The sequence below is a fragment of the Bradyrhizobium neotropicale genome (assembly GCF_001641695.1).
Lineage (GTDB): Bacteria > Pseudomonadota > Alphaproteobacteria > Rhizobiales > Xanthobacteraceae > Bradyrhizobium > Bradyrhizobium neotropicale.
The window spans coordinates 1-12,961 of the sequence record NZ_LSEF01000069.1; the positions used below are offsets into that span (position 1 = coordinate 1).

Here is a 12,961-nt window from a genome sequence, read left to right on the forward strand (position 1 = left end):
GTGACAGTAGGTTTCGCCTTCTTGGTAGCGAGATGTGCCGGCCCCCTGTCACGGCCACGATGAGCCGGCTGCTTTTCGGAGGCTGCCGCAATTGTAAACTTGGCCGATTTTGTTCGGCTATTGGCTTTGGATGACGCGAGTTTAATCGGCTGATCGGCAGCCGTCCTATTGGAGCAGGCGAAGCCATGTTTGTCAGTGCACGATTCTATGGCCGCTTGGCGCGGTGGTTGACGACTACAGCCGACCAAGGTCGCGGCCAGCGCGATGATGAGAGGTGTTCTCAAGCAATCACCCTAGAGGATGAATTCCTGCCGGTATTCTCTCTGCGTATTGATCTCCGCGCTGATCGTTATCTTTTGTGCGAGAGTGTTAAACGAGCATTAAGCGTCCGCCGTCAGGTACGAGAAACCGCCGTATGGTTAACGCCAGGGGTGGAGCGCGTCACATTGGTTCACGCGGCGGATCGCGCCCGCTATAGCGACCTTCTCCGACAGGTAGGTTGGCGCGGTGGAGGCTGGCGCGGCGGATTTGGTCCCGCTCTCGCTGGCGGATTTATCGCGGGAGCCGTGATGTAGCGTCGTCAGCGTATGCCCGGGGTCCGGGCTACGGCTACTACGGTGGATATGCATGGGTATTATCCATGGCCCGGCTACGGATACAATCGCTGCCCTGAACCCGGGTACGGGGAATACTACAACTGCGGCGCCTACGCTGTGCCGAGGTACGGCGGGTATGCGCCTGCATATTACGGTTATGGACCGGGTCCTTGGTGAAATTGCGAACTCGCCAACGTCCAGGCGGTTGACCCGGAGATAACCTCGCAGGCGCGATCCGAGCAGGCTGCGGCCAAGCGCGGCGGACATGCTGCCAGGTCCGAGAATGAGATCGGACGCGCGCTGATATCCAAGATGCCCCGGAGCACTGCGCTCCAAGCAGAGGCCGGATACATTGATGCAAGACCGCATCTCCGGATCGTCGAAATCTTCTTGCACCGCATGGCAGCCGGACTGATTGAAGCTGAAGACTGCGCCATCGCCTGCATCAACGCGAAAGCCGCCATCTCGGTTGCCCAGCGGTTGGCTGTCACCTCCGGCCTCTGCGGGGCATGGGACTTCGGACCGGCGACCCCTCATCGGGCTACCTCAAGCTGTCATTTAAGCTTCATAAAAACCCGATTAGCTTTGTCTCCCTTTCTAACAGTTTTGGAGATTGCGCACGTGGCTATGGGTACTGTGAAGTGGTTTAACGCAACCAAGGGCTATGGCTTTATTCAGCCCGACGATGGCAGCAAGGACGTGTTCGTCCACATTTCTGCGGTAGAAAAAGCTGGATACACCGGCCTCGCAGAAGGCGCGAAGGTCAGCTTCGAGGTCGTGGCGGACCGCCGTTCCGGCAAGGCCTCAGCGGAGAACCTCCATATCGCGTGACGGCGGGCGATCGAAACAAAGAGGCCGCTACGAATGGCGGGCTTTTTTGTGCGTTCTTCGCGAAAGGAAAGAGGCTCGCCGGTTCACGGTGGCGGGCATCAACTCAGGTGGGTTGCCGCCGCGTCGTCCGACGCAACCTCCCGAAAGCCGGTGGCTGGGAATGTCGTGAGGCCAGTGCATTGACGGAAGACCTCCCTCTCGCCGGCCGAACAGCACGGACAGGAAGATGCACCAGTTTGCCCAGCTTGCCGGATCCTTGAACCAGCAAGCAAAGAGCGCCTGATCGCGCAGGCCTGCAGGATGTTCATAGCTGACTCTTCGCGGTGATGTCCTGCAGCGACGATCCAGTCTGCTTCGTCGCTTCGGTCGGGGCCGGCCGCAGGCCGGTCGCTCGCGTCCCTTGCGTAACCTGCCGGTCGGACCTCGGCGGCGGCTTCAGGCCGGCCGCGCCGTTGGAGCACTCGCGCCCAGATGGTCAACGCGGCGATCTGCTCGGCGGCGATTTTGTCGGCCATGGTTGGCGCCCGACCCATCGAGCAGGCCCCGGATGATCTCGATCTTGGCCGCCTCATCCTGCGCCCGCAATTCTCGATAGCGGCGCCAACCGCGGCTGCGGGGGGCCGGAGGCGCGTAAGATGCAGGGTTCGCAATACTGTTCGACATGGGGTTCGGAAGATACTGCGAATTTCCTGTTTTCCAAAATAACTACCTGCAATAATTATTAAAGATCAATGACTTGTGCACGTTATCGGTACAGGCGCAAGGCAACGAAAGCCCCGCGGGGCTTGGCAGTCTTCAGGTCAGTGGGGGCGACGATCAGGAGCTTGCCGACACGCGCCAGCGCACGGGCCTGCGAGGGCCAAATGGGCCGCCCAGTGTCGGCAATCGAACCGACCGGTGATTGAGGTGTCGACTACCTTGCGGATGCTGGGCGGCACAGGGGGACGGCTGTTGCCATACGAGAGCTATGCACTCGCAGTTGATGTCGTGGGGATCGCCGTCTTCGCGGTTTTGATCGTCGGACAGCGGCCACGTCGGCGTGCCCGACGCCAGTGGCCGTCGGGCTGACGCGGGCCGGGATCGGTACTGCCTCGCTCGGACTCTTCACTTTGCACTCGTCGGCAGGAAGGGAAGCCTCCACAGCGGATATGAGAGATGCTGCCGCCTTAATGCGATCGCGGCCCGCTTCAATCGAAGACCTGCACGCAGGCAGGATCATGCGCGGCTCCTGATCAAGTGTAGCAAATGTCTTCCGAAAATCATCAGTGGGGGGTGTTTACTCAGAGTGACAAGCTCTGGCGTTCCAGGAGTGAAGATTTCAGGCGCCGTGTCGCGAAGATCGCAATTTGCCACGTCACAATCCTTGCGTTGATCTATGTCAAACAACCGCGTCGTGGCTGGATGGCGTGCCGTTTGCGGCCCTTATGCCCGGATAGGTGCCCATCACAATAGTGTCGCATACGCCACATTGATCACGAGTAGTGGTGGCGCTAGAGTACTACGATCATATGTTAAAGAGCGGCGTTAGCTCAGGGTGGGCGCCGCGTCATGAAATAGCTGACGAATTCATTCTAACGAACTGATTGCGTAGCCGTTACCTGTAACAGCGTACTTTTGCGCCTCGGGGGGCCGAAATGCCCTGGAGTAGAGTTCTTGCGTTTTCAGATCCGTTGCTATGCCAGGCAGCGATCCTAGCTGCCGACGTCGAGATACTGCCAACAACGAAGGATGCTTTTGAGGTCGAGATCACGCAGGTCGGTGCCAACCGGCTCTGGGTGCAAGATCTTCGTGCATCCGCGCCAACAGTCTGCACCGTCGCGTGCAGACCCGAGCGGCGGTCGATCGGTTTTCTGACCGAATCTAATTCGTCGCCCCTCCAGCACTGTGGATTGGAGGTCTTGCCCGGCGACATCATCGTCAACAAGTCTGATGTCGTCCATCGGCGATCAGGCCCTGATTTCGACTACGGTTCGCTCTCTCTACCAACCGATGAGCTGAATCACGCAGTCGGAGCGATCATCGGCTGCGAGTTCGTGGAAAAATCAGATCAGCGTATTGTTCATCCACACCCTCAATTGATGTCGCGGCTGTTGAAGCTGCACAGAGCGATCGGACAGCTCGCCCATGACACTCCAGATGTGCTGCAAATCCCGGAGGTGCTTCGCGCACTGGAGAGCGAACTCATCCATGTCATGATCCGATGTCTCGCCGACGGCGTCGGCGTAGAACCCAAAACGGGTGACCGTCACCACGATGCGATCGTCGCTCGTTTCGAGGATTTTTTGGCGGCAAATTCCGACCGGCCGCTTTATCTCACCGAAATCTGCGGCGCCATAGGTGTCGCGGAGCGAACGCTTCGCGCCTCCTGCGAAGAGCATCTGGGCATGGGGCCGATCCGTTTTCTCACCCTGCGCCGGATGCACCTCGCGCGTCACGCGTTGCTGCGGGCGGATCCGTTGAAGTCAACCGTCACGCGCATTGTCGCCGATCATGGTTTTTGGGAGCTTGGCCGCTTTTCGGTCGCCTATCGCGCGCTGTTCGGTGAATCGCCATCCGAGACGTTGAGGCGCCCTGCGGAGAGGATTGCCATCCACCTCAATCGGCCATCGTCCCTTGTTGTCACCGAACCTGGATACGCCTGAGTTCAAGGGACGCAAGCAAGCCCCGTATGGGAGCTTGGGCAGTTTGCCGATGCCTACCCCTCCTTGGAGTGTCGCCATCTGAGACATTGCGACAGCCCACCCATCAGGCTGAAATGCGGCCCAGCTATCTCTCACCCCTCGCCACCGGTTACACCTAAGTGCGTCTTTATCGGCACCTCCTGCTCTACTTGAACCTCCTGCGGTAGGCGACGACCGGCTTCAAAATCACCAATCCCGAATAGCGCACGATCAATTTAGGAACGCCGTGACGTCCCTGGCGTTACTCGGGCAGATCGCAAACCGAAATAGGTTGTGCCGGCCGGCTGCTGACACGGCAGAGTCTGGACGCCTGTAACATAGGCGCGACACCGGCCGCGAAAATTTGCGCGCGTTGGAAAAAGCTCCGGATAAGTCGGTCCGCTCTGTTGCGCAGTCGCAGAGACGCTCATTCACTGTGACTGGATACAGGGACTCAAAAAATGCGTGGACGTGCCGATCATCTGCTGCTCGGTTCCTTCCTTCTGTTTGCGACCACCCAGCATGCTGGTGCAGCTTGTATCGATCCCGCACAGCTCGCGCACTCGACCGTCGGCATCATGCGCCATTTCGATGACGCCGACCGCGATGCGCTTCCGAACCTCATCGGCGTGCGAGGCACCGGTTGGTTCCTGTCCCCAACGACGATCGTCACCGCCGAGCACGTGACGGCGGGTATGAAACTCTCGACGGAGGAGTGGAAGTCGCTCGAGATCGCGGATGGAGAGAGCAGCCATTTCATCGCCGCGCGCATCCAGCGTCTCGCGGGAGCCCGGGCGGAAAAGCTCGCCGTCGTCGAACTCGAACATGCCGTTTCCGCCGCTCGGAGCGTCGCCATCCGGAGAGAGCCGCTCGTGCCGGACGAACAGGTCATAACGCTCGCCTATCCGGCCGGCAGCCTGCATCCAGTGGGAGGACGGTTCGTTCGTTTCGGAGACGATGGGAAGCTCGCCGGCATGGCACTCCTGGAATTCTATGAAGGCGAGAACCGCCTTGTCATCGATCATGGCGCGTCGGGAGCACCAGTGATCGATTGCGACGGCCGAGTCGCGGCAGTCATCAGCAACGTGTTCACGCAGAGTATCGTCTGGGCGTCCCATCAAATACGGATCTCGACAGCGTGGGGAATGCCCAACGTCGTCTCCGTGCCGGTCCAGGTGCTGGACGAATTTGCCCAGGCCAACTGAGATTCAAGTGCGCAACTATCTTGGGCCAGACGTAGAGGCCAGCTAGGTCCATCGGCCGCCCGCGCGAGCTCCGCAACAGGGGTGATCGCGTGAAAAAGCAGGAAACATGGGCTGTCTATTGCCGACCTCATGGAGCTGAGCCTGCGCTCAGACTGGCAGACCGCTCCTGGCTCGATTCCGAACCTGCATAGTCAACCGCGCGAAGTCGGCGCTAACCTGCCATGGCCTGCTATCGGCGGGCTCGGCGGCCTGATGAGATTGCGTATCTTCTTCAGGCACACCACAAGGCCGTCAACCGACTATGCCGGAGGGACGTCATGCTCTTCAATCTGCTGCGCATGCTCGCCATCACCGCTCCCGTGTTAGGGATGACAAGTCTAGCATCGGCACAGACAACTCCTCCACGCCATGTCTCGCTGCCGAAGACAAGCAGAGTAGCCAAGCCAGAAACAGTTTCCTCACTTTCCGTCGTTCGGGACCTGCGGAAAATTCCGCCACCAGTTGATGGCGGCAGGTGCGGCTGTGTCCTTTGGCAAGATTTGTTCGATCGCAATAACCCGAATAACTTGCGATCAGATTATCCCGCTCCGCCTGCTCAACCCGGCCAGTTCTAATCGTTACCAGGTGAAAGCCTCCTATACGGAGAGCGGATTTTGTGCTCCCAACCGCCTGTTTCAGTTGGGGGATCCTTGCCGTAAGTGCATAGCCGCCCCCCGCTCCGCAACCTCGCTGCAGGCGCGAACGGCAAAAAAGACGGATGTCAGGGCCGCACTGCCGAATGTTTCAGGCGGGCCAATGCCGCAGCAAACGGCGTGTCGGCCGGCTTTTCCGGTGCGACTGCCGACAGGCAGGCTCTTGGAATAGACGCCTATCGTGACTGTTGCCGCAAAATGGGGATACGGCCATAGACATTCGGCTGCTATCTGAAAAACCGCCCCCTTAGGGCGGCCTTTCAATTAATCGCGGCGCCTGGTCAAGAGCCCTTCCCGCCTGCCGAACTTACATAGTCGTCGGACTCCGCAATGCACCTTCCAAGTTCCGAAGGCGCATAGTCGAAGAGCGTCAATTGCCTAATGCTGGCTCCCTTGGTGCGACCCAAGAAGCTTCAATCGGTCGCAAGAACTGTTCCGCCGGTCCGACGGGGCATGGGATATGGCAGAAGGCGGTACACGCACATTTGGCGATCCGGATGGTTACGCAGCCGCGTTTGGCGACGTACGCGTCAACCTCACGATTGCGGGCGCCGGAGACTTCAGGGCCCGGCTGACACGGTTGAAACTGAATCATCTGGAAATTTATCGGTGTTACGAGAGCCTCCCCCGCATTGCCTATATTTCGCTGCTCCGCGAACGGACCTTCCTGTCGTTTCCAGTCGCCACTGCATCTATCGGATGCGGCGGATTGGCCTTGCAAAACGGCGACATGGTCCTTCACAGCGGCGGCGAGCGCGTGCATCAACGCTCTAACGGTGAGTGCCAGTGGGGGTTACTGTCGTTACCGCCCGAGCAACTCGCCGATGGCGGCAAGGCATTGACCGGACGGCTGATCGCATCACCACCCGCCAATAGGAAATTCCGTCCTTCGCGCGCGCTAGCGTCAAGATTCCAGAGCCTGTTCAGGCAAGCCTGCCATCTCGCGGAAAGCCGAAAGGACTTGATCGAGCGCCCCGAGATCGCAAGAGCGCTGGAGCAGGAAATGCTTCACGCCATCATCCATTGCCTGGCCGCCAACGAGGCTGACGACCATCCCAGGGGAAGACATCATCACGCCGCCGTCATGGTTCGCTTCGAAGAAGCACTGAGCAAGCGGATTGATCAGAAGCTCAACATGCCAACGCTTTGTGCGGAGATCGGCGTGGCCGAGCGAACGTTGCGGATGTGTTGCACCGAGATCCTTGGCGTAAGCCCCACACGATATCTTTTGTTGCAGCGCTTGAACAAGGCTCGCGCCGCGCTGCGGCGCGCCGATCCTTCAAAATCGAGCGTCGCGGAAGTGGCCCGAAATCATCAGTTCCTGGAGCTTGGCCGTTTTTCGGTGACGTATCGCACCACCTTCGGCGAATCGCCTTCGACCACGCTGCAACGTGCTCCGCAGACGCAAGCGCCACCAGACGAAGGCGCATAGCCCATCCTGCCCGCTTCGCATGCGCGGGTCGCGTGGGTTCCTCGCAACCGATCCTGATTGAAACGTCATGCGGCCGCATGGGTCTGACGCATTCACCACTCCGGCGGCCGGACTGTCGGTCCAATATCTGCGGGCGAAGGAAGACCCGGGGCCGGCGGTTGGGGTTGGCCGGCCGGCGGCAACAGCCCTCCCCAATTGGTCCGTGCTCGCATTTGGTCGCGCGTCGCAGCGGTCACGAAATAGCTGTCCTCCCGTATCTGCCATCCGCCCCCGAGCGCGCGGTAGATAGCGGTTGCACCGAGTGCGACATTGGCAAGGCTGTCGCCACGTTGCTTTCCGCCTGAAACAGATTCTGCTCGGCGGTCAGCACGGTCGTGAAATCTGTAGCCCCTTGCTCGTACTGTTCCGTTCCAATTCTCAAGGCACCGCGCGCCACGTCCGCGCCGAGACCGCAGCAAGGGCGGATTCGTGAGGAAGCCGCGCGAATCCTTGCGCAGAAGTTCGTTGAAGAGAGCATCCGCGAATTCTGCCGGAAGCGCATAGCCAACTACGCTGCGGCCGCCGACAATGTCGGACTACGGTTCTGTTTCCTCGCGCGAAACCAAAAGAGTGGAATCGACATACAAATTAGAGCGGGGCGCACGGCTGGCCGTGCGGTCAGCCATTCCAGGTCGGCATGATTGGCCAAGGTCCAACGCGCGGCGACCCATGCCCATGTACAGGGCCGCTATTCCAGGCGCGCAGTTTTAGGAAAGGAGAATGACCATGTTGCGTAAGGCTTTGATTGGCTTTGCAGCCACCGTCCTTGTAGGCGCAACCTTAGTCCCCGACGACGCGCTCGCCCGTGGTGGTTTCCGCGGTGGCGGTTTCCATGCTGGAGGGTTTCATGGCGGCGCGGCACATTTCCGAGGGGGCGCTGTAGCGGGGCGGGGCGTGGCTTATCGCGGCGGCGCCTATCGCGGGGCGGCTTATCGTGGAGCGGCTTATCGTGGCGTCGCTTGGCGCGGAGGATATCCCTATCGGGGAGCGGCGGTTGGCGCAGCGGTTGGGGCGGCCGCGGTGGGTGCGGCGGCGACCGGATATTACGGAGCCTACGGCTACAACAACGGCTGCTATCGTAACGCCTACAGCGCTTGGGTCTGCCCATAACGCGCGCAGTGCGCTTCAGACGGCGGCACGTACCATCGGGATCTGCCGCCGTCGCATTCGTCATCTTCGGTCGTGTGCGCCGGAGTAACGCATTGTGGGCACGATTGATACCGAATCTAAAATAAGCGAGATCATCTTGGTCATCGCTAAGGGATGGTATCCTCGCCGACGCTGCTCGCAGCGCTTCCGGAAGCGAAAGCGCTGCTTGATTCTTCGGTGTGAGACGCTAGCGACCATCAGGCGCAAGATGCCATCGGCTTAGGGCCTGATACCCACTCTCTTACAGCATGAGACGTAGGTATCATATGCATATTGCCCAGCATCCCCCTGCGGAAGGGTAGAGGCTTGGCCCTGCCTGGCGGCCGCCGCATGAGCTTCTTTGAAGCACGCCGCTCGGGCGTTTGTTTCTTTGTCTGTCTCCTGGGCCGTGATTGGCGAGGTCAAAGTCAGGAGAGCGGCCGACAGCAAAGTGCCTGACAAGATCTTCCAAGTCATAGGTAACTCCCTTCAGTTAGCTCTGGACTCAGTACTGACAGCTTAAGATGACGCCTGATTGGGCCACTAGTCTGCGGAGAAGCGTACCAAGTAAATCTGGCTAGCGTCGCTGGCTATGCAGATTCGGAATTTTTCAAGGGACCTGCGCATGGTCAGAGGGGCACACCAAACGACTGCTCTTGGCCCCAACTCTGACATCGTAGGCAGTGAGCGGCTGCTTCCCAGCTAAGCAGTCACATGGACGGCCGAAACGTACATAGCCGCGATCTCGATCGCATTTATTTCAACAGGCTGCGATTAGCCGAAAGCGCATAGTCGGATGCGACATTTTGCCGGAGGCTCCTTGGAAGGCGCCTCGGATGCGTTCGCTCGGTGCGGCGATGCGAGGGGTTGGGTATTGCAAGCCACTGACCATCTGGAGGAAACAGATCATGAGCATAAGGAGTACTTGGACCTGCGGGCTCACGCTGCTTGCCGCGACAATGATGGCGAGCCCGCAAGCAATCGCACAGCAGCAACAGAAACCCAACATTCTCTTCATCATGGGTGACGACATCGGATGGATGCAACCAAGCATCTATCACCGCGGGCTGATGGTCGGCGAAACGCCGAACATCGATCGTATTGGCAACGATGGCGCGATCTTCATGGACTACGTCGCCATGCAGAGCTGCACCTCCGGCCGCAACGCGTTCTTCACCGGCATGTATCCGCTACGCACGGGCATGATCCCGCCACAGCTTCCGGGAAGCCCGTCTTACCTAAGGCCCGGCACCCCGGCGCTCGCTCAGTTCCTGCTCGATCTCGGGTACAACACCGGCGAGTTCGGAAAGAACCATCTTGGTGACCACACCGATGCCCTGCCGACGGCGCACGGCTTCCAGGAATACTGGGGCTATCTCTATCACCTCGACGCCATGCAGGGGGTGAGCTTTCCCGACATCAACAAGACTCCGCTGCAGCAGACTGTTGCGCCGCCGTGCAAGAACACGCCGATCCCCGGCGTGCCGGAAGTGCCTGGCGCGGTGGACCCCAAGACCACTGTCTGTTTGACGCCCCCGCGCAATATGCTGTCATGCAAGTCCTCCGACGGTACTGGCAAGAACCAAACGTGCAGCGACGAAGGACCGCTGACGCTGGAGCGCTCCAAGACAGTAGACGAGGAGATCTCGACCAAGGTCATCGACTTCCTTGATCGCAATGACCCGAAGAAGACCAACAAACCGTTCTTCGTCTGGTACAACCCGGCGCGCATGCACGTCACGACCGTGTTGCCACCGAAGTACGAGGCCATGATGGGCGAACAGGGCGGGAAGGATTGGGGACTCCAAGAAGCTGGCATGAAGCAACTCGACGACAACATCGGGCTCGTCCTCAAGAAGCTTGACGACATGGGGCAGACCGAAAATACGATCGTCGTGTTCACCACCGACAACGGCGCCGAGGCGATCACATTCCCTGACGGCGGCGTGACTCCGTTCAAGGGCCAGAAGGGCGAAGCCTGGGAAGGCGGCTACCGCGCACCGTTGGTGATCCGCTGGCCAGGTCATATCAAGCCGGGCACGGTCAAGAACCAACTGTTCGCGGCGCTGGACTGGATGCCCACGCTCGTCGATATCGCCGGCGGCCCCAAGGGCGACGAGTTGAAGCAGCAGATCGAGGCAGGGAAGTACCCCGGCATCGTCAAGACGACTCTCGATGGCTTCGACCAGCGCGACTATCTCGAAGGCAAGTCCGAAAAGTCGGCCCGCGATCACTTCTTCTATTTCTCGGGCGCGACGCCGTCAGCGGTGCGCTACAAGAACTGGAAGATGTACTACACGATGTCGCAGCCCGGGCCGGCCGGCTGGATTTTGCCGCTCGTCCCGTTCCACTTCACTCTCGTCCAGAACATCAAGCGTGATCCCTTCGAGCAGGCGGTCGGCATCGATCAGAAGACCGCCCTGAGCATCGGAGGAGCGCTCGGCGGCCCGACGACTGCTTTTCTGTACGACTGGAACCTCCTGCCTATCGGCCAGCAGCTTTGGTTGCAGCATCTGACGTCGTACGAGAAGTACCCGCCACTGCAGGCGCCTGAAAGCTACAACCTCAGCGGAGTCCTGGAAGAGGTCAAGAAGGCCAATTCCCGTTCAGCGAGCGACTAGCTGCGTGAAGCGGGCGTGATGTCATCGGGCGGACGCTCCTGGGGCGTCCGCCCACGACGGGCGAAGCGATGACTTCCGGTGCAATCTCTTTCGACAGACCACCGAGCCGACCCCGTACGCTTGGGCAACAGGAGGCATGCAATGCGCACCAAGAGATTGATGATCTTAGGCGGTGTTGCGATCACCGCATCGGTGCTGGCGCTGGCTCCAGATCCTGCCGTAGTGAGAGGAGGCTTCGGCGGCGGTGGATTCCATGGCGGCGGATTTCACGGCGGGGGATTTGCGGGAAGAGGTTTCGGGGGCGGTTTTAGAGGCGCCGGATTCGCGGGAACCCGCGCCATGGCCATTGGCGGGCTATGACCAGTGCATATTCTGGGACGGCTTTGCCTGGGTGAACGGCTGCGATCAACCTGATGGGGTGGTGAAACAAGCCCGAGGGAGCGCCTGATACGCATCATATTCACCTAGGGGCGGCAAGACATGAAGCTTGTGAGCGGAATGTTCGCGGCAGCGCTCATGCTCGTATGCATAGGAGCGTGCCAGGCAGCGGTTCGGATTGCAAATGACCGGGGAGGACCGATCGATAGCTACCTGGACAATTATGAGGAGCTGGGTGCTTCCGGCCAAAGGGTGATGATCGACGGCCTTTGCGCGTCGGCGTGCACCATCGTGCTGGCGGCGATCCCGTACGACAAGATTTGCGTAACCTCGAGGGCCAACCTCGCCTTCCACGCGGCCTGGCAGTTCGGCGCACACCGACGCACCGTCACGAACCTTGAGGCAACCCGGGCGCTCTATGCGATGTATCCCGTGCAGGTGCGGCGCTGGATCGCTCGCCACGGCGGGTTAACTCCGCGGACAATCTTCCTCCGCGGCAAGCAACTGCAGACGATGTATCGCCCGTGCTGACTTGGTTGCAAGTCCGAGAACCAACGCGGACAGCACGGGTCCTCGTGCGGCTAACGGGAACAATCTCGCATTTGCCGAACTAGCATAGTTGTGCACGCGCCCTCTCCGGTATGCTCAGGAGTGAGGAGACCCGCAGCCATCCCGCGAGGAAACAAACCCTAGAGGAGGATCGCAATGAGTGATCTCGTCGTAATCGCATTCCCAACTGAAGCGAAGGCAGAGGAAGTCCGACAGAAACTGCTGGCCATGCAGAAGGAGTACTTGCTCGAACTAGGTGATGCAGTGGTCGCCGTGAAGGACGACAAGGGCAATATCAAGCTAAACCAGATGATGAACACGACCGCCGCGGGGGCCGTCGGTGGTGCCTTTTGGGGAACGCTGATTGGCCTGATCTTCTTGATGCCACTCGCCGGTGCTGCGCTGGGCGCAGCCTCCGGCGCTGTCGGCGGCGCTTTGACCGATGTTGGCATCAACGACAAATTCATGAAGGATACGGCGGCCGCCATCCAGCCCGGGACAGCAGCGCTCTTCGTGCTGGTGCGGAGGGTCACTGCAGACAAGGTGCTTGAAGGCCTCAAGGGTGAAGGCGGTACAGTGTTGAAGACTTCGCTCGATCACACCAAGGAAGCAGCGCTGCAGGCGGCTCTGGCCGGCGTCCAGGCGGCCGCACGTGCTCCGTCTCCCTGAGTTGCATCTGCATGCGGCTACCTACCCTACCCGCCCTGCGGCTGAAATAGCGCGGATCGATCACGCATTCCTACTGGTGCCGGCGCAAGCGATCGTCGCGCAGCACATCGCGAGCTTCCGCGAATTCCAGCCACGCCAGCGGCCCGGCAGTTTCTCGGTCG

The 12,961-nt window shown here is 60.1% G+C and carries 9 protein-coding genes; 8 read left to right on the top strand and 1 reads right to left on the bottom strand.

Translation table 11 applies throughout. From position 1 onward, the window contains the following. Positions 1-1,217 precede the first annotated feature (1,217 nt). The gene (locus AXW67_RS23110) at positions 1,218-1,427 is read left to right on the top strand and encodes a cold-shock protein (protein WP_063679713.1); all 210 of its coding nucleotides are present in this window, start codon (positions 1,218-1,220) and stop codon (positions 1,425-1,427) included. A gap of 98 nt (positions 1,428-1,525) precedes the next feature. On the opposite strand, the gene AXW67_RS43475 is transcribed toward AXW67_RS23110, so the two are convergent. Beyond that, positions 1,526-1,942, bottom strand: coding sequence for a hypothetical protein (locus AXW67_RS43475; RefSeq protein WP_063679695.1), 417 nt, complete (start codon positions 1,940-1,942; stop codon positions 1,526-1,528). Positions 1,943-3,061: 1,119 nt separating this feature from the next. On the opposite strand from AXW67_RS43475, the gene AXW67_RS40735 reads away from it, so the two are divergent. The 7 genes from AXW67_RS40735 to AXW67_RS23155 all read left to right on the top strand — a co-directional run bounded on the left by AXW67_RS40735 (position 3,062) and on the right by AXW67_RS23155 (position 12,800). Further along, positions 3,062-4,069, top strand: coding sequence for an AraC family transcriptional regulator (locus tag AXW67_RS40735; RefSeq protein ID WP_082907994.1), 1,008 nt, complete (start codon positions 3,062-3,064; stop codon positions 4,067-4,069). 596 nt (positions 4,070-4,665) lie between these two features. Then, positions 4,666-5,292, top strand: coding sequence for a S1 family peptidase (locus AXW67_RS23135; RefSeq protein ID WP_161491281.1), 627 nt, complete (start codon positions 4,666-4,668; stop codon positions 5,290-5,292). Between the two features lie 317 nt (positions 5,293-5,609). Beyond that, on the top strand, positions 5,610-5,906 hold the full coding sequence (locus AXW67_RS42100) for a hypothetical protein (protein WP_145927803.1): 297 nt from the start codon (positions 5,610-5,612) through the stop codon (positions 5,904-5,906). Positions 5,907-6,444: 538 nt separating this feature from the next. Then, a complete protein-coding gene (locus AXW67_RS40740) occupies positions 6,445-7,416 on the top strand; it encodes a helix-turn-helix domain-containing protein (RefSeq protein ID WP_082907995.1) in 972 nt (323 codons plus the stop codon). Between the two features lie 2,126 nt (positions 7,417-9,542). Beyond that, positions 9,543-11,204: an arylsulfatase gene (locus AXW67_RS23145; protein WP_063679714.1), complete on the top strand. Its 1,662-nt coding sequence runs from the start codon at positions 9,543-9,545 to the stop codon at positions 11,202-11,204. Between the two features lie 480 nt (positions 11,205-11,684). Then, entirely contained in the window at positions 11,685-12,113 is a 429-nt protein-coding gene (locus AXW67_RS23150) for a hypothetical protein (RefSeq protein ID WP_063679701.1), read from the top strand. Between the two features lie 174 nt (positions 12,114-12,287). Continuing rightward, positions 12,288-12,800 (top strand): DUF1269 domain-containing protein, encoded by a 513-nt coding sequence (locus tag AXW67_RS23155; protein WP_063679702.1) that lies wholly within the window; start codon positions 12,288-12,290, stop codon positions 12,798-12,800. Positions 12,801-12,961 lie beyond the last annotated feature (161 nt).